17 protein-coding genes are annotated in these 16,658 nt (G+C 60.1%); 5 read left to right on the top strand and 12 right to left on the bottom strand.

Translation table 11 applies throughout. The features are described from left to right. Positions 1-38: 38 nt before the first annotated feature. The 6 genes from msrQ to D8U71_RS21440 all read right to left on the bottom strand — a co-directional run bounded on the left by msrQ (position 39) and on the right by D8U71_RS21440 (position 6,026). The gene (gene msrQ / locus D8U71_RS21465; protein WP_130888617.1) at positions 39-662 is read right to left on the bottom strand and encodes a protein-methionine-sulfoxide reductase heme-binding subunit MsrQ; all 624 of its coding nucleotides are present in this window, start codon (positions 660-662) and stop codon (positions 39-41) included. Then, complete coding sequence (msrP, locus tag D8U71_RS21460) at positions 662-1,675, bottom strand: protein-methionine-sulfoxide reductase catalytic subunit MsrP (protein WP_130888616.1); 1,014 nt, start codon at positions 1,673-1,675, stop codon at positions 662-664. Before msrP ends, msrQ begins: the two co-directional genes overlap by 1 nt. Positions 1,676-1,738: 63 nt before the next feature. Beyond that, a complete protein-coding gene (pssA, locus tag D8U71_RS21455) occupies positions 1,739-2,596 on the bottom strand; it encodes a CDP-diacylglycerol--serine O-phosphatidyltransferase (RefSeq protein ID WP_130888615.1) in 858 nt (285 codons plus the stop codon). Between the two features lie 148 nt (positions 2,597-2,744). After that, positions 2,745-3,761, bottom strand: a complete 1,017-nt coding sequence (gene ilvC / locus D8U71_RS21450; RefSeq protein ID WP_007909969.1) for a ketol-acid reductoisomerase — start codon at positions 3,759-3,761, stop codon at positions 2,745-2,747. A 46-nt stretch (positions 3,762-3,807) separates the two neighbouring features. After that, a complete protein-coding gene (gene ilvN, locus D8U71_RS21445) occupies positions 3,808-4,299 on the bottom strand; it encodes an acetolactate synthase small subunit (protein WP_003176102.1) in 492 nt (163 codons plus the stop codon). A 2-nt stretch (positions 4,300-4,301) separates the two neighbouring features. Next, positions 4,302-6,026, bottom strand: a complete 1,725-nt coding sequence (locus D8U71_RS21440) for an acetolactate synthase 3 large subunit (protein WP_039761986.1) — start codon at positions 6,024-6,026, stop codon at positions 4,302-4,304. 399 nt (positions 6,027-6,425) lie between these two features. Here D8U71_RS21440 and D8U71_RS21435 point away from each other — a divergent pair, with 399 nt between their 5' ends. Then, positions 6,426-6,842: a DUF4124 domain-containing protein gene (locus D8U71_RS21435; protein ID WP_123443333.1), complete on the top strand. Its 417-nt coding sequence runs from the start codon at positions 6,426-6,428 to the stop codon at positions 6,840-6,842. Positions 6,843-6,864: 22 nt separating this feature from the next. On the opposite strand, the gene D8U71_RS21430 is transcribed toward D8U71_RS21435, so the two are convergent. The 3 genes from D8U71_RS21430 to mrcB are packed head-to-tail and all read right to left on the bottom strand — an operon-like array spanning position 6,865 to position 10,290. After that, on the bottom strand, positions 6,865-7,200 hold the full coding sequence (locus D8U71_RS21430) for a YqcC family protein (protein WP_016773180.1): 336 nt from the start codon (positions 7,198-7,200) through the stop codon (positions 6,865-6,867). Continuing rightward, on the bottom strand, positions 7,200-7,949 hold the full coding sequence (locus D8U71_RS21425; RefSeq protein WP_016773179.1) for a hypothetical protein: 750 nt from the start codon (positions 7,947-7,949) through the stop codon (positions 7,200-7,202). Before D8U71_RS21425 ends, D8U71_RS21430 begins: the two co-directional genes overlap by 1 nt. A gap of 16 nt (positions 7,950-7,965) precedes the next feature. Then, on the bottom strand, positions 7,966-10,290 hold the full coding sequence (gene mrcB, locus D8U71_RS21420; protein WP_016773178.1) for a penicillin-binding protein 1B: 2,325 nt from the start codon (positions 10,288-10,290) through the stop codon (positions 7,966-7,968). Positions 10,291-10,406: 116 nt separating this feature from the next. On the opposite strand from mrcB, the gene D8U71_RS21415 reads away from it, so the two are divergent. The 4 genes from D8U71_RS21415 (at position 10,407) to D8U71_RS21400 (ending at position 13,768) form a co-directional block, all read left to right on the top strand. After that, complete coding sequence (locus D8U71_RS21415) at positions 10,407-11,963, top strand: bifunctional aminoglycoside phosphotransferase/ATP-binding protein (RefSeq protein WP_122610911.1); 1,557 nt, start codon at positions 10,407-10,409, stop codon at positions 11,961-11,963. Between the two features lie 91 nt (positions 11,964-12,054). Continuing rightward, positions 12,055-12,399: a pentapeptide repeat-containing protein gene (locus D8U71_RS21410; protein ID WP_122747345.1), complete on the top strand. Its 345-nt coding sequence runs from the start codon at positions 12,055-12,057 to the stop codon at positions 12,397-12,399. A 286-nt stretch (positions 12,400-12,685) separates the two neighbouring features. Further along, the gene (locus tag D8U71_RS21405) at positions 12,686-12,958 is read left to right on the top strand and encodes a TfoX/Sxy family protein (protein ID WP_016773175.1); all 273 of its coding nucleotides are present in this window, start codon (positions 12,686-12,688) and stop codon (positions 12,956-12,958) included. A 15-nt stretch (positions 12,959-12,973) separates the two neighbouring features. Continuing rightward, complete coding sequence (locus D8U71_RS21400; RefSeq protein WP_130888614.1) at positions 12,974-13,768, top strand: Crp/Fnr family transcriptional regulator; 795 nt, start codon at positions 12,974-12,976, stop codon at positions 13,766-13,768. 231 nt (positions 13,769-13,999) lie between these two features. On the opposite strand, the gene D8U71_RS21395 is transcribed toward D8U71_RS21400, so the two are convergent. The 3 genes from D8U71_RS21395 to D8U71_RS21385 are packed head-to-tail and all read right to left on the bottom strand — an operon-like array spanning position 14,000 to position 16,618. Further along, positions 14,000-14,848 carry a ChaN family lipoprotein gene (locus D8U71_RS21395; protein WP_130888613.1) on the bottom strand — a complete coding sequence of 283 codons (849 nt, stop codon included), beginning with the start codon at positions 14,846-14,848 and terminating at the stop codon, positions 14,000-14,002. 19 nt (positions 14,849-14,867) lie between these two features. Next, positions 14,868-15,635, bottom strand: a complete 768-nt coding sequence (locus tag D8U71_RS21390; RefSeq protein WP_016773172.1) for a heme ABC transporter ATP-binding protein — start codon at positions 15,633-15,635, stop codon at positions 14,868-14,870. Beyond that, on the bottom strand, positions 15,635-16,618 hold the full coding sequence (locus D8U71_RS21385) for an iron ABC transporter permease (protein ID WP_167333571.1): 984 nt from the start codon (positions 16,616-16,618) through the stop codon (positions 15,635-15,637). The genes D8U71_RS21390 and D8U71_RS21385 overlap by 1 nt, the downstream gene beginning before the upstream one ends. Between the last annotated feature and the right edge of the window lie 40 nt (positions 16,619-16,658).

Here is a 16,658-nt window from a genome sequence, read left to right as displayed (position 1 = left end):
GGGGCGAATTATAGACCTCTGGAATCTGCCGTCAACCGTTAATTTCGCTTTTCTTGCAGATTCTGCTTTTTACCCAGTAAACGCGGGATTCGCTTCGTCACCGGCGGCAGACGAAGCAGCAAAAGCACGCCACCTATAAAGGCATAAATCGCCCACTCCTCCAGATCAGCCCGGACGATCCACAGCATATGTAGCAGACCCAGCCCCAAAACCAGGTAAACCAAACGATGCAGCTTCTTCCAGCGAGCGCCCAAACGACGCTGACTATAACGATTGGACGTCACCGCCAGTATCAGCAATCCGAGAAAGCCCAGCGCACCAACAATAATGTAAGGCCGCTTGCGCAGCTCAACGCCCAACTGTGACCAATCGAACCCGAGGATAAACGCCATATAGCTGAACAGATGCAGCGTCACATAAGCAAAACACCAAAGCCCTAACTGCCGGCGCACTGCAATCCACCCCGCCCAGCCACTCAGCTTTTGCAACGGCGTCATGCTCAGCGTAATCAACAGCAACACCAGCGTGCCAAGCCCGAGACGATCAACCAGCACCTTGCCCGGATCAGGCCCGAGCAGATCGGCGAACGCTTGATAGAACCACAGCAATGGCCAGATCGCTGTCGCAATGAAAACGCCCACTCGCCAGAACGGATAACGCATCAGTAGTTCTTCCGCAGATCGAGCCCTGTATATAAAGAAGCGACTTCATCCGAGTAGCCGTTGAACATCTGTGTATCGCGCACATTCGGTTTGAACAGGCTGTTCGGCAAGCGCCGCTCGCGCGCCTGGGTCCAGCGTGGATGGTCGACGGTAGGATTCACATTCGCGTAGAAGCCGTACTCATCGGCAGCAATGCTTTGCCAGGTGGTCTTCGGCTGCTCGCTGACCAGACTGATGTGCACAATGGATTTCACGCTTTTGAAGCCGTACTTCCAGGGCACCACCAGACGCAAAGGCGCGCCGTTCTGGTTCGGCAGTTCGCGTCCATACATGCCCACCGCCAGGATCGCCAAAGGATTCATCGCCTCATCGAGACGCAGGCCTTCGACATACGGCCAGTCGATCAAGGCAAAACCGGAACGCTGGCCGGGCATGCTCTTGGGATCCTGCAAGGTTTCGAAGCGGATGTACTTCGCTTTGGAAGTCGGTTCGACCTGTTTGAGCAAGGCCGAGATGGGAAAGCCGATCCAGGGAATGACCATCGACCACGCCTCGACGCAGCGCAGACGATAAATACGCTCCTCCAACTGATACGGTTTCATGAAGTCTTCCAGCGCATAACGCCCCGGCTTACCCACCTCCCCGTCAATCACCACGCTCCAGGGTTCGGTTTTCAGGTCGCCAGCGTTCCTCGCGGGATCGCCCTTGCCGGTACCGAACTCATAAAAGTTGTTGTAGTTCGTCGCGTCTTTATAAGGCGTGATCGCCTCGTCCTTGACGTTGACCGCCCCCCATTGAGTAGAAGGAAGCTTTTCGGCAAACCAGGCCGGAGCCTTGCCGGATTCGACATCAGAGTAGCGAGGGGCATCAGCGGCACTGGCCCAGCGTGGCAGGCTGCTCACGGCAATACCGGCAGCAGTGGCGCCGAGCAATTGGCGGCGGGAGAGATAAATGGCTTCAGGCGTGACATCCGACTCATGGCAGTCGGATGCTTTGGGGATCTTGATCAACATGACAACTCCGCAGCTTTGGAGGACAGGTGCACCCATAGACTGCGGAGTATGCGGGAAATTACATCAATCGGCGTTTTTATGACGACGAAGACGCAACAGATATTGCACCGGACCGGACGCCGCATAGGCGAGGAACACCAGCAGCAGAATGCGCGGCGGATCACTGAACACGACAGCGAATACCAGCACCACCGCGAGGATCGCCACGAACGGCACGCGACCTTTGAGATCCAGCTCCTTGAAGCTGTTGTACTTGATGTTGCTGACCATCAGCATGCCGGCCGCCGCCACCATCAAGGCCACCAGGAACGACATCTTCGAACCCTGAATGCCGTAATCGCTGAACGCCCAGACAATACCGGCCACCACACCTGCCGCCGCCGGGCTGGCCAGACCGATGAAGTAGCGTTTGTCCGCCGTGCCGACCTGGGTGTTGAAACGCGCCAGACGCAACGCCGCACCCGCTACATATATGAAGGCGACCATCCAGCCGACCTTGCCCATGTCTCCCAGCGCCCAGCCGAAGGCCAGCAATGCCGGCGCGACGCCGAAGGCGACCATGTCCGACAGCGAGTCGTACTCGGCGCCGAAAGCACTTTGCGTATTGGTCATGCGCGCCACGCGACCATCGAGGCCGTCGAGCACCATCGCGACGAAAATCGCGATCGCAGCGAAGGCGAAATACTTGCTCGCATTCACCGAGTCGCCGGCGCTCAACGCGGCCTGGGCGCTCATCGAGTTGATGATGGAATAGAAGCCTGCGAACAGGTTGGCAGTGGTGAACAGGTTCGGCAGCAGATAGATACCACGATGCCGGACTTTACGACCTTCAGCGTCGTGCCCTTCTTCGATGTGTTCATCGATGGGCAGCAGGCTTTCGGCGTCGGAAGCCTTGTTCGGCTCTTCGGGACGTTCGCTCATGGACATTACCTTGCAACGGTTTGGAAAAAATTCGACAGAGGCTTGAGGACGACAGTTCGGCCACAAACGATGCAGCTTTATACCAGAAGCACCGGCCCAAACGAAAAAACGCGGCCGAGGCCGCGTTTTTCGTACAAGGGACGACGACTCAGTTCTTGGCTTTGTCGACGATCTTGTTGGCACCGATCCACGGCATCATGGAGCGCAGTTGCTCGCCGATGACTTCGATACCGTGAGCGGCGTTGTTACGACGCTTGGCGGTCATCGAAGGGTAGCCGGTTGCGCCTTCGCTGATGAACATTTTGGCGTATTCGCCGTCCTGAATACGTTTCAGGGCGTTGCGCATGGCCTGACGGGATTCAGCGTTGATCACTTCCGGGCCGGTCACGTACTCGCCGTACTCGGCGTTGTTGGAGATCGAGTAGTTCATGTTGGCGATACCGCCTTCGTACATGAGGTCAACGATCAGCTTCAGTTCGTGCAGGCACTCGAAGTAGGCCATTTCCGGCGCGTAGCCAGCTTCAACCAGGGTTTCGAAACCGGCTTTCACCAGTTCAACGGTACCGCCACACAGAACGGCTTGTTCGCCGAACAGGTCGGTTTCGGTCTCATCCTTGAAGGTGGTTTCGATGATGCCGGTACGACCGCCACCGACGCCAGCGGCGTAGGACAGTGCAACGTTTTTGGCGTTGCCCGAGGCGTCCTGGTAGATCGCGATCAGGTCAGGGATACCGCCGCCTTTGACGAACTCGGAACGCACGGTGTGGCCCGGGGCTTTCGGCGCGATCATGATCACGTCGAGGTCGGCACGCGGAACAACCTGGTTGTAGTGAATCGCGAAGCCGTGGGAGAAGGCCAGAGTGGCGCCTTTCTTGATGTTCGGCTCGATTTCGTTCTTGTACAGCGAGGACTGGAACTCGTCCGGGGTCAGGATCATGACCAGGTCGGCAGCGGCAACAGCGGAAGCAACGTCGGTCACTTTCAGGCCGTGAGCTTCGGCTTTGGCAACGGTGGCCGAACCTTTACGCAGACCGACGGTAACGTCGACACCGGAGTCTTTCAGGTTGCACGCCTGAGCGTGGCCCTGGGAGCCGTAACCGATGATGGCAACTTTCTTGCCCTGGATGATCGACAGGTCGCAGTCTTTATCGTAGAAAACTTTCATGAATTTCCCCTTATATCCGGCCGTTCAGGCCATGCGCTAATTTGGTTTAGATGCTGAGAACTTTGTCGCCGCGAGCAATGCCGGTCACGCCGCTACGGACGGTTTCCAGAATCGATGCGGTGCCGATGGACTGAATGAAGCTGTCGAGCTTGTCGCTGGTACCGGTCAACTGAACGGTATACACGCTGGCGCTGACATCAACGATCTGTCCACGGTAGATATCGGTGGTGCGTTTGATCTCGGCGCGCTGGGCGCCAGTGGCCTTGACCTTGACCAGCATCAGTTCACGCTCGATGTGAGCGCTTTCCGACAGGTCCACCAGCTTGACCACTTCGATCAGCTTGTTCAGGTTTTTGGTGATCTGCTCGATCACTTCATCGTGGCCCACGGTGGTCAGCGTCAGACGCGACAGGGTCGGGTCTTCGGTCGGGGCCACGGTCAGGCTTTCGATGTTGTAGTTGCGCTGCGAGAACAGGCCGACTACGCGAGACAGAGCGCCGGGTTCGTTTTCCAGAAGCAGGGAAATAATGTGCCGCATGATTAAGTACGCTCCGTCTTGCTCAGCCACATATCGCGCATGGAGCCGTCTTTGATCTGCATCGGGTAGACATGCTCGCTGGTGTCGACCGCAACATCGATGATCACCAGGCGATCCTTCATGGCAAACGCTTCGGCCATCTTCGACTTCAAATCTTTCGATTCGGTGATGCGTACGCCAACGTGGCCGTAGGCTTCAGCCAGCTTGATGAAGTCGGGCAGCGATTCCATGTAGGAGTGCGAGTGACGGCTGCCGTAGCTCATGTCCTGCCACTGGCGAACCATGCCCAGCACACCGTTGTTGAGGATGACGATCTTCACCGGCAAGCCGTATTGCAGGCAGGTCGACAGCTCCTGGATGTTCATCTGGATACTGCCTTCGCCGGTGACGCAGGCAACGTCGTCGTCCGGGAAGCTCAGTTTGATGCCCATCGCGGCTGGCAGACCGAAGCCCATCGTGCCCAGGCCACCGGAGTTGATCCAGCGGTTCGGCTTGTTGAACGTGTAGTACTGCGCGGCAAACATCTGGTGCTGACCAACGTCGGAGGTCACAAAGGCGTCGCCCTTGGTCACTTCGCAGAGGGTTTCGATCACGGTCTGCGGCTTGATCTTGCTGCCGTCGCCCTTTTCATAAGGGAACAGGCCGCGATCACCGCGCCATTCATCCACCTGCTTCCACCAGCTCGCTACGGACTCCTTGTTCGGGGTCTCGCCGATTTCCTTGAGAATCGCGACCATTTCGGTCAGGACGCTCTCGACCGGACCCACGATTGGCACGTCGGCCTTGATGGTCTTGGAAATCGACGCCGGGTCGATGTCGATGTGGATGATCTTGGCGTTCGGGCAGAATTTCGCCGGGCCGTTGATCACCCGATCGTCGAAGCGTGCGCCCACTGCGAGGATCACGTCGGCATGGTGCATCGCCAGGTTCGCGGTGTAGCTGCCGTGCATACCCAGCATGCCGATGAACTGACGGTCAGTGCCAGGGAATGCGCCCAGACCCATCAAGGTGTTGGTCACCGGCAGGTTGAGCATTTTTGCCAGTTCGGTCAGTTGCGCGGAGCCATTGCCGAGAATCACGCCGCCGCCGGAGTACAGCACCGGGCGCTTGGCCGCCAACAACATTTCGGCGGCTTTGCGGATCTGCCCGGAGTGACCGCGAACGGCCGGGCTGTAGGAGCGCAGCTTGGCTTTTTTCGGAAAAACGTATTCGAACTTTTCGGCCGGGTTGGTCATGTCTTTCGGGATGTCGACCACGACCGGGCCCGGACGACCGGATTGCGCCAGGTAGAAGGCCTTCTTCATGACTTCCGGGATTTCCGAAGCGTGCTTGATCATGAAGCTGTGCTTCACGATCGGCCGGGAGATACCGATCATGTCGGTTTCCTGGAACGCGTCGGTGCCGACCATGGTGCTTGGCACCTGACCGGAAATGATCACCATCGGAATCGAGTCCATGTAGGCGGTGGCGATACCGGTAATGGCGTTTGTGGCGCCTGGACCGGAAGTCACCAATACCACGCCGGCTTTACCGGTGGCACGGGCGTAGCCGTCAGCCATATGGGTCGCCGCTTGTTCGTGACGAACCAGGATGTGGGTCACTTCCGGTTCTTTGAACAGGGCATCGTAAACATGCAGGAGAGCACCACCCGGGTACCCGTAGATATATTTGACGCCTTCGTCACGCAAAAAGCGGACGAGCATCTCACCGCCAGATAAAAGCTCCACGTTGTTCACCTCTAAAACGCCAGAATACCGTCCACAAAAAAGGGGCGGGTCTTAATAGGTTTACTTCTCGGCAGAGCATGAGCGACGGTGGTCGCCGACTACGTCAGCACTGACTGAGCAAGTATTGGGATCGTCCCAAGTGTTGCGGGCCTTTCCCACCCAGCGCGAGGTAACGCGTTGCGGGTGTAACAGGTCGGCGCGGATGTGCGCCTCATGATCTACCGAGTGGGTCTGCTTCTGGCAGTCCCTCTACAGCGGACTTTGGATTCTTCTGTTTCGCCCTCTGCAAGTCAAGTCGTCTGTGTGGTTAATTGTGGGTAAGCACATGAGAACGCAAGAAAAAACCTGAAAAGCGCTACTCTGTTAGCGTCAATTGCGCATTTTTGCCAAGGAATCAGCATGCGAACGCTCCTCCTCACTCTGCTGATCGGCCTCAGCCCATGGTGCTCGGCCGCTCAAATCTACAAATGGGTCGATGCCCAAGGCGTCACGCATTTCGATGCGCAGCCTCCGCAGGGCCAACCGTCGACGACCGTACACACACCCTCCTCACCCGCGCCGAAAGCGGCGCCGATGCCGGGCGGCGGCGTACTCGGCGATCAGAAAGCCATTGATGCCAAGGTGAAGAAACAGGTCGCCGAGCAGCAGGCGCAGCTCAAGGCGTTTTGCGAACAGGCACGCACGAACCTGGCGCAACTGCAGAACAATCCGCGCTTGCGTGAGGAGGTCGAGGGGGATGTGCGCAGGCTCGACGATACACAGCGTCAGGAACGCATCGTCGAAGCGAAGAAGCAGATTGCCGAGAACTGCCAGTAGGCCTGGCAGTTCCCAGTTTAGTTCAGCGGGATGCAGTGATCAGCAGGTCAAACTCTTTGAGCAGCACCTGCAACTGCCGGTCCTTGCCGCCAAGGTTGCGCTGGGCAAAGACCATTTCCGCCATTTCCTGAATGCCCGAGGCGTTCGGCAGCGGCAGATCCTGTTCGAGGATCATCTTCATGCGCGGCAGGAAGATCCATTGCAGCCATTGCTCGAAGTCCAGCGTGTCGACGGAAAACGGCTCGACACTGCTGAGCGCTTCGGCGGACGGCTCAACCTCATCCCACCAGCCCTGGGTGCGCAGCTCTCGTTCGATCAGCAACAGCTGATCGGCGATTTTCGGGAAGCGCACGTCCATTACAGGGAAACCTTGGCCTTCTGACGGGCCAGTGCGGCGCCGGCGGAATCGCCTTGTTTCTCACGAGACTGAGCGATGATTTCCCACAGGCTGGCTTGCAGGTCCGGACGACCGTTGGCCATGGTCAGCGCACGACGGGCAAACTGTTCGGCTTGCGGCGCATCGCCCTGGGCCATACGCACTTGCGCCAGACGGTACAGCACTTGTGGCTCACGGGGGGCGACACGTTGCGCCCGCTCCAGGCTGGAAGATGCACCATTGAGGTCGCCACCGGCCTGTTGCTGTTGCGCGGTGGTCAGCAAGGCGAGTACCGGACCGTCCAGTTGCTCATCCGCCGACAGGCCACCGCCACTGCTGGCCGAAGGAATGCCACTTGGCGTCGACGGCATGCTGTAGCTGCCGGAGTTGATCGGCGCCGACTCAACCGCCGACGGGTTGTAAGGCCCCGACGTGATGCCTCCGGATGCAGGCCCCGGGACGATCGGCGAAGAGCTGATCGGTGTCGACACCGCCGCACCGCCGCCCGGCACCATCACCACTACGCCGGTATCGCCTTGCGGAATCGCCTGAGTCTGGCCCTGCACCGGGCGCTTGACGGTGGTCTGGCGGAAGCCGCCATTGGCGCCGATGCGCTCGCTGTTGGACACGGCCGTACCCGAATCCACTACCGGAATCGAACCACGCTGTACGGTGGAGCAGCCGCTGAGCAAAGCCACGGCGGTCACCGCTGGAATCAACCACTTGTTCACTTGAAACCCTCTTTGCTTAATTCATCCAGCCCTTGACCCAGTCCATCACCGATTCCGGCGAGGCAGGTGTTTCGCTTGCACACGCGGCGCCGGGTGGCGGTTCGCTGCCGCGAATATACGGCATCTGTACCGCGCCGGGGCAGTTGGCATCCGACCCTTGGCCGGTGCGCGAATCGACCCAGGCCTGCACGACGTTGTCCGGCTGCGGCATGTCCAGCGGCAGCGGATCGGCCTTGCGCATGAAACTGGTCCAGACCTGCAACGCACCGGTGGCCCCGGTGAACGGCGTCTTGCCGTTGTCGTCGCGGCCGAGCCAGACCACTGCCAGCAGATCCTGACTGAAACCGGCGAACCAGCTGTCGCGCGAATCGTTACTGGTACCGGTCTTGCCCGCGAGGGTCAGGGTCTTGGGCAGCACGTTATAAACCGAACTGCCGGTACCTTCACGCATCACCCGCTGCATGGCGTTCTGGATCAGGTAAATCGAGGCAGGATCGAAGCGCTGTTCGATCTGGAACGGATAACGCTTGAGCGGCTCGCCCTCGGCGGTCAACACGCTGCGAATGCCGCGCATCGGCGTATTGAAACCACCGTTGGCCAGCGTCTGATACATGGTCGCCACTTCGATCGGCGTCATGCCGCCGGCACCGAGCAGCATCGACGGGAACGCCGGGAACTCACGAGTGACGCCCAGGCGACCCACGGTCTTGAGCACATTCGGCACACCGACTTCCAGGCCCAGACGCGAGGTCGACAGGTTGTAGGAATGCGCCAGGCCCTGATAGAGGAACACCGTACCGTGGGAGCGGCGATCGTAGTTCTGCGGCTTCCACACCTGACCGTTGGCGCCCTTGACCGACAGCGGATCGTCCGACAGCCAACTGGTCAGCGTGTACTGGCTCGGCTTCTCGAGCGCGGTCAGATACACCGCCGGTTTGATCAAAGAACCAATCGGGCGCACCGCATCCAGTGCACGGTTGAACCCGGCATAACTGGCCTGACGGCTGCCGATCATCGCCTGGACTTCACCGGTTTCCGGGTTGGTCACGACCATCGCCGCTTCGACGTCATCCGAGCCCTTGCGCCCGGCCAGACGCTTGAACGTGTCATTGACCGAGGCTTCGGCTTTCATCTGCAGAATCGGGTCGAAACTGGTGAAGATGCGCAGACCTTCTTCGGTCAAGTCTTCGTCGCGGTAGTCTTCGCGCAACTGACGTTTGACCAGGTCGATAAAGCCCGGGAACGAGCTGTCGGCGAGCTTGCCGCGAGTCGTCACGCCGAGCGGCATTTTCTTCGCCGCTTCGACCTGTTCGGGGGTTGCCACGCCTTGCTGCGCCAGCACGTCGAGGACCAGATTACGCCGCTCCAGCGCGCGCTCCGGGTTACGACGCGGGTTGTAGTAGGACGGCCCCTTGACCATGCCGACCAGCAACGCTACCTGATGCAGTTTCAGCTCGGACAATGGCTGGCCGAAGAAGAACTGGCTGGCCAGACCGAAACCGTGCACCGCACGCTGACCGTCCTGGCCGACAAAGACTTCGTTGAGGTAGGCCTCAAGGATTTCCTTCTTGTCGTAATGCAGTTCGAGCAGCAACGCCATCATCGCTTCGGTGAGCTTGCGGGTCAGGCTGCGTTCGCTGGTCAGGTAGAAGTTCTTCACCAACTGCTGGGTCAGCGTACTGCCGCCCTGGGTCATCTTGCCACCGGAGGTGTTGATCCACACGGCGCGGGCGATCGATTTCGGCGACACACCCCAGTGACTGTAGAAGTCGCGGTCTTCCACAGCGATCAAGGTTTCGAGCAGGTACGGCGGCACCTGATCGAGTTTGATCAGGATGCGGTCTTCAAGATTTTTCGGGTAAATGCCGCCGATCATCAGCGGCTCGAGGCGCACCACCGACAGTTTCGAACCGTTGGTCGCGGACAGCTCGGCAACGTAATCGCCGGAGAAGCGCACGCGCACCGGCTGCGGCTTTTCCAGGCCTTCATAGAACTGGAAGCCACGGGTGTTCAGGTCAACCGTATTGCCGCTGACGGCTGCGGCGCCGGGGCCATTGCTCACGGCTTCGCGGCGATAGCCGAGGGCATCGAGTTCGGTGAGGAAATCGTCCTTGCTGAGCTTCTGTCCGACGAACAGCTCGAGCGGGCGCGCGTACACCTTGGCCGGGATGGTCCAGCGCTTGCCGGAGAACTTCTCCTGCACCACGGCATCGAGGTAAACGGCAAAGCCGGCCAGCACTACAAGGCCGACCAGGCTGAGTTTAATGGCCCAGCTCAACCATGGGCTGAGGCCCTTGGCTGGTGGTTTTTTCTTGGTACGGGGGGATCGGGATCGAGTCATGGCGGCGGATTATACGCACTTTATCGATCCTCAACAGGCACGCGCGGAGGTTTGCGTCAGGCGGGCAAGCAGCCATAATGGCCGCCTCGAATTCCCCCGCCTCTGAAGGATCGCCCGTGAGCCAGTCCCTGATCGCTGCCCTGCAAAACCCGGCCCTCTACCCGCATCCCGTCGAAGGGTTTCAGGTCATCGAAACCCACATCTCGTGGGTGATTCTCACCGGCCCCTTTGCCTATAAAGTGAAGAAGCCGGTGAATTTCGGCTTCCTCGACTTCACCAGCCTCGACGCACGTGCGCATTTCTGCGCTGAAGAGCTGCGTCTGAACCAGCGTCTGACCGCTGATTTGTATCTGGACGTGTTGCCAATCACCGGCAGCGTCGAGGCACCGCAATTGGGCGGCGACGGCCCGGCTATCGAATACGTGCTGAAAATGCGCCAGTTCCCCCAGAGCGGGTTGCTCAGCACCCTGCAAGCCAATGGCGAATTGACCACTCAGCACATTGATGCGTTGGCCGAGCAGATCGCCCATTTCCATCTCAACGCCCCGAAAGTCCCGGCCGAACACGACGCCGGCACGCCGGACAGCGTGATGGCACCGGTCGCGCAAAACTTCGAGCAGATCCTGCCGTTCCTCAGCGACAAGAACGATTTGCTGCAACTTGAGGCCCTGAAAGCCTGGGCCGAAAGCAGCTTCGAGCGCCTCAAGCCACTGTTCGCCCAGCGCAAGGCGCAAGGCTTCACCCGCGAGTGCCACGGCGACATCCATCTGGGCAACGCTACGGTCATCGACGGCAACGTGGTGATCTTCGACTGCATCGAGTTCAACGAGCCGTTCCGTTTCACTGACGTCTGGGCCGACACCGGTTTCCTCGCGATGGACCTGGAAGACCGTGGCCTGAAGTCACTGGCACGTCGCCTCGTCAGCCAGTATCTGGAACTGACCGGCGACTATCAGGGCCTGGAAGTGCTGAACTTTTATAAAGCCTACCGCGCGCTGGTGCGGGCCAAGGTGGCATTGTTCAGCATGCCGGCCGACGCGACTGCGGTGCAGCGCGCCACCACCCTGCGCCAGTACCGCAACTACGCCAACCTGGCGGAAAGCTACAGCACCATTCCTTCGCGCTTCATGGCCATTACCCACGGTGTTTCCGCAGTCGGCAAGAGCCATGTGGCCATGCGCCTGGTCGAAGCGCTGGGCGCGATTCGCCTGCGTTCCGATGTCGAACGCAAGCGCCTGTTTGGTGAGCAGACCGTTGCCAACGATGTGCAGGCCGGCATTTACAGCGCCGATGCCAGCACCGCGACCTACGCACGCCTGCATGAAATCGCCGAGGTGATCCTGCACGCCGGGTTCCCGGTGGTCATCGACGCGACTTACCTCAAGCGTGAACAGCGCGACAACGCGGCGAAGATTGCCGAAGCCACCGGCACGCCGTTCCTGATCCTCGACTGCAACGCACCGCAAGCCGTGATCGAGAGCTGGCTGGCGATGCGTCAGGCCGACCAGAAGGATCCGTCCGACGCCACCCTCGCCGTGATCGAAGCGCAACAGGCCAACCGCGAAGCGCTGACGCCGGAAGAAATCCTGCGCAGCAAACGCGTGCAGACCAATGAATCCGGCACGCTGGACACCGTGGTCGCGCAGATCCGTCAGCGCCTGCCGGGTCTGTAAAAAACTATTTCGGCCGTGAAGCCCTCGCTCGCTTCACGGTCGGCAAATAGTGGCACTATACTGGCGTCATAAAACCAACAGGTGATCTGACATGAGCCAGCCTAAACTGCTCGACACTCCGCTTTACGCCCTGCTGCACAAAGATGACGTTGCAGGCTTCAATAAAGAACGTCCACAGGATGGCCCGATCGACATGATCGGCGGCGATTTCCGTGGTCTCGACCTGCGCGAGCTGAACGCCGACGGCGTGGATTTCCGCGATGCGTACTTCCGCTCCGCCGATTTGCGCGGCATCGACTTCCGCAAGGCTTCGCTCGAAGGCGCCAGCCTGGCCCATGCGCAGATTTCCGGGGCGTACTTTCCGCCGGAGCTGAGTGCTGACGAGATTCTGATGTCGATGAATTTCGGCACGCGGTTGCGCTATCGCACCCGCTGAAATCTGGAAATCTTCCTGACGCCACGCCTTTCCCCTGTGGGAGCGAGCCTGCTCGCGAAGGCGTAGTGTCAGTGGGTATCGATTGTTTCTGATACGCCCTCTTCGCGAGCAGGCTCGCTCCCACATTGTTAACGCCTAACTCGCTTCCCTCTGCGTTCAGGTCCTTTACCCCCCTTTCTTAGAAGCTTTTGCGTCGAATCCGACCAAACAACCACGCTTTTCCTACTGATGGCTACACTGCTGAGAAGCTCGCCCACGCACCATTCGGCCGTCGCAAGGAGGCTTGATGAATGATGAACTGCAACACCTGAAAAATCTTGGCAAGACATCGGCGCAATGGCTGCATGCCGTGGGCATCCACAGCGCCTCGGACTTGCGTCGCCTCGGTGCAGTGGATGCCTACCGGGCCGTGCGTACTCGGGGGTTTCGCGCATCGAAGGTGTTGTTGTATGCGATCGAAGGCGCGTTGATGGACGTGCACTGGAACGACATCCCCGCCGAGCGCAAGGACGCCTTGAACAAACAGCTCGAAGCCATTTCCGCGCGCCACAAGAACTGAACAGGCGCTGACGCCATGTATTTACTGGGGGAACAATCGGCCCACGCCGACGCATTGATCAATCGCTTGCAGAATCTTCCCGGGCAGTGGCTGCAGGATTTGTCACCGTGCGCGCCGGTCATCGAGCTGGAGGCAACGGAAGATCTGTTTGCACAGTTGCCGAGCGATCAATTGTTTCTGCTGAGCGAGGGCGTGGTACATGGCTGCATCGCGGGCCGTGCGCTGTTCTACTGGCAGGAAGGTGATCTGCTCGGCCTGCAACGTGGCGAGCAATGGAGCGACTGCCGCATTTGCAGCGACAGCGCTGTGCGCCTGGTGCCCTATGGGCGCGCTGAGGTTTTGCAGCATTTGTATGCCGACCCTGATCGAGCGGAGCAGTTGCTGAGCTATCTGCTCGGGCAAATGGCGCTGCTCGCCCATGCCGTGGCCGAGCTGAAACCTCGGGAGTTTCGCAGCACCAACGGCTTCAAACGCGTTGAGGCGGGCGCCGTGCTGATTCAACAGGGCGATGCAGCGGATCATGTCTTCGTGATCATCGACGGGCACGCCGAGGCGTTCGTCGACGGGTACAAGGTCGGTGACGTGGCCAAGGACGAGATTTTCGGCGCCATGGCGTTGTTTACCGGCGAGCCGCGCAACGCTTCGGTGGTGACGTCCGAGCCGAGCACGTTGATGTTGATTCCCGGTGATCAATTTTTGAGCATGACCCGCAGCAATCCGAAGATCGCCCATTGCCTGATTGAGGGTATGGCTCGACGCATCGGCCAGTTGAATCGCAGGATCACGCAGTTGACGACGCAGCGCACCTAGCGCAAAGCCCTTTATTCACAGGGCCTCACCACCGCTCGCAAAACTAAATTACAGATTTGCAAAATCAGCGGTTGACGCGGTAATGAGAATCGCTATGATTATCACAACTGGTCGCGAGATCAGTCGATATTCTGAAAAGCCCTTGGTTCGGACTCTCAGATTATCTCCTCATCAGGCTAATCACGGTTATTTGACCCGGTTTTACCGGGTCTTTTTTTGCCCGTAGAAAAGTCATTTAGCGAATTGCTGGCGCATCTGCTCGCAGTAATCCGGCTTCGGCGTGGCCGGCGTGTACCAGACGTAATCGGCCATCGCCGCCGATACCGCAGCGCCCTGCTCGGCCAGCATCAATACGATCGGCGCCTTGCCAGCGCCGATATCCGACAGATGCAGCGGCACGCCGACATCCTTGCGCGCATGCCAGGCACCGGCCAGCAGAATCGAAGGCATCGGCGCCGCCAGCATGCGTTCGGCCATGCGTCGATCACGCTGTTGCTGAATCGCCAGCATTGCTGGCATCTGTGATTCGGGCAGCAGGCCGCAGTGGGATTCACTGATTTGCCCAAGCAAGGTTTTTTTAACCGAAAGCGCATTACTGCGCGGACCGTTCAGAGCAGGTGGATTGCGGTAGAACGCGCGGATTTCGCTGTCATCGAGATTGGCCGCCAGCAGCGGATACGGCTGCGACAGGGCAAAGCGCACGATCGGCCCGTAAAGGTTCCAGTCCCAGCCCTCTTGCCAGGCCAATGCCGCGGGCAGATCTGCCGGAACGGATTTCGACTGGCGTGCCGCATCGACTTTCGCTTGTTGAACCGGCGAGAGCATTTCCAGCAGCAGACTGCCTTGCGCTCGCTGCTCGCCGAGCGACTGCAACAGCCACAACTGTGCGGCATGGTGATCGGCGTTGTCGTGCTGCTCACCGATGATCAAACGCTCAGGCTCAGCCAGACGCGTCAGCAATTGCTGCGCCGTAAGTACCTCGCCGCTGCGCAGATCGCGGATATCAGCGCCCACAGGCGGAGCCGCCACGTGCTGACAGCCCGCGAGCAACACCAGCGCCAACAACCACAATCCACGCATGCGACACCTCGATGATGATTCAGCGGGCGATGATCAGCGGATGCCCACGCTCCGGGTGCGGTTGCACCAAAACCTCCAGGCCGAACACTGCTTTGAGCGTATCCGGACGCAGCACCTGCTGCGGGGTATCCAGCGCAACCGGGCGCCCCTCCTCCAGCAACAGCACGCGATCACAATAGCGTGCCGCGAGATTCAGATCATGCAGGATCACCAGCACCGCCGCGCCGCGATCGGCGAACTCGCGCACCGCTTGCAAGGTGGTGTGCTGATGCAGCGGATCGAGCATCGATGTCGGTTCGTCGAGCAATAAGGTTTGCCCGGCCTGGCCCGGCCAGAGTTGCGCCAGCACCCGCGCCAGATGCACGCGCTGACGCTCGCCACCGGACAACGCCAGATAACTGCGCCCACTCAGGTGCCCGGCATCGGCGGCGGCCAGCGCTGCCGCGACGATTTCGTCATCACGTACGCGCCCGGTCTGGTACGGCAAGCGGCCCATGCCGACGACCTCTTCCACGGCGAAGGCAAAATCCAGCGTCGAAACCTGCGGCAACACCGCCAGTCGTTGTGCCCGCTGCGTTCCGCTCCAGTGGCTTAAAGTCTGACCATCGAGCGAGACATTGCCGTCGCTGGCGGGCAACTCACCACACAATGCGCCAAGCAACGTGCTCTTGCCGGCGCCGTTCGGTCCCAGCACGCCAAGCACTTGACCGGGTTCGAGCCCGAGCGTAACCCCACTGAGCACAGCCTTGCGGCCACGGCGGACATGCAGATTGTGCGCAGACAACATCAGGCACGCCCTCGCAGCAGCAGATAAAGGAAGAACGGCGCGCCGATAAACGCCGTGACAATGCCGATCGGCAACTCCGCCGGCGCCAGCGCCAGGCGCGCCACCAGATCGGCGAGCAATAACAGGCTCGCACCCGCCAAAACCGAGGCTGGCAACAGAACTTTGTGATCGGGGCCGGCCAGCAGGCGCACCAGATGCGGCACCACCAGCCCGACAAAACCGATCATGCCCGCCGCCGCCACCGCCGCGCCAACACCCAGCGCGGTACAGAACACCAGTTCGCGCTTGAGCCGTTCGACATCGATGCCCAGATGACCGGCCTCGGATTCGCCGAGCAACAAGGCATTCAATGCCTTGGCCCGACGCGGCAGCCACAGCGCCACGCCGATGGTGATGATCAGCAGTGGCCAAAGCCGCGCGTAACTGGCGCCGTTGAGGCTGCCCAGGTTCCAGAAGGTCAGGGTGCGCAGCGTGGCGTCATCTGCCAGATAGGTGAACAGACCGACCGCCGAACTGGCCAGCGCCGTCAGCGCGATACCGGCCAGCAACATGGTGGCGACGTGAGTCTGACCGTTGCGCCGGCCCAGCCGATAGACCAGCGCCGTCACCCCGAGCCCGCCAAGAAACGCACACACCGACAACAGATACGGCCCGAACCACTCCGGCAGGCCGCCGAATAACGAACCACCGACAATCGCAATCGCCGCGCCAAGTGCCGCGCCACTGGACACCCCGACCAGCCCCGGATCGGCCAGCGGATTACGAAACAGGCCCTGCATTGCCACCCCGGACAGCGCCAGCACGCCGCCGACCGCCAAGCCGAGCAAGGTTCGCGGCAGGCGGATCTGGCCGAGAATCAGCTCAGCCTGCTCCAGACCTTGCGGCGCCAACGGCACGCCGATCAGACGCAGCGCCGCGCGCAAGGTATCGAACAGCGGCAGGCTCACCGGCCCCAATGCCAGCGACAGCCAGATCGCCAGCAGACACAGCAATGTCAGGCCGATAAACAAGCCACGGGGTTTG

Origin of the sequence: Pseudomonas sp. Sample_21, assembly GCF_004307525.1 — a bacterium.
GTDB classification, from domain to species: Bacteria; Pseudomonadota; Gammaproteobacteria; order Pseudomonadales; family Pseudomonadaceae; genus Aquipseudomonas; species Aquipseudomonas atacamensis.
Note: the sequence above shows the minus strand (reverse complement) of the source record. Positions and strands in the feature narration are given on the sequence as shown.

Coding starts and splice junctions, on each gene's coding strand:
- msrQ (WP_130888617.1), bottom strand. CDS start 662: ATGCGTTATCCGTTCTGGCGAGTGGGCGTTTTCATTGCGACAGCGATC.
- msrP (WP_130888616.1), bottom strand. CDS start 1,675: ATGTTGATCAAGATCCCCAAAGCATCCGACTGCCATGAGTCGGATGTC.
- pssA (WP_130888615.1), bottom strand. CDS start 2,596: ATGAGCGAACGTCCCGAAGAGCCGAACAAGGCTTCCGACGCCGAAAGC.
- ilvC (WP_007909969.1), bottom strand. CDS start 3,761: ATGAAAGTTTTCTACGATAAAGACTGCGACCTGTCGATCATCCAGGGC.
- ilvN (WP_003176102.1), bottom strand. CDS start 4,299: ATGCGGCACATTATTTCCCTGCTTCTGGAAAACGAACCCGGCGCTCTG.
- D8U71_RS21435 (WP_123443333.1), top strand. CDS start 6,426: ATGCGAACGCTCCTCCTCACTCTGCTGATCGGCCTCAGCCCATGGTGC.
- D8U71_RS21430 (WP_016773180.1), bottom strand. CDS start 7,200: ATGGACGTGCGCTTCCCGAAAATCGCCGATCAGCTGTTGCTGATCGAA.
- mrcB (WP_016773178.1), bottom strand. CDS start 10,290: ATGACTCGATCCCGATCCCCCCGTACCAAGAAAAAACCACCAGCCAAG.
- D8U71_RS21410 (WP_122747345.1), top strand. CDS start 12,055: ATGAGCCAGCCTAAACTGCTCGACACTCCGCTTTACGCCCTGCTGCAC.
- D8U71_RS21405 (WP_016773175.1), top strand. CDS start 12,686: ATGAATGATGAACTGCAACACCTGAAAAATCTTGGCAAGACATCGGCG.
- D8U71_RS21400 (WP_130888614.1), top strand. CDS start 12,974: ATGTATTTACTGGGGGAACAATCGGCCCACGCCGACGCATTGATCAAT.
- D8U71_RS21395 (WP_130888613.1), bottom strand. CDS start 14,848: ATGCGTGGATTGTGGTTGTTGGCGCTGGTGTTGCTCGCGGGCTGTCAG.
- D8U71_RS21390 (WP_016773172.1), bottom strand. CDS start 15,635: ATGTTGTCTGCGCACAATCTGCATGTCCGCCGTGGCCGCAAGGCTGTG.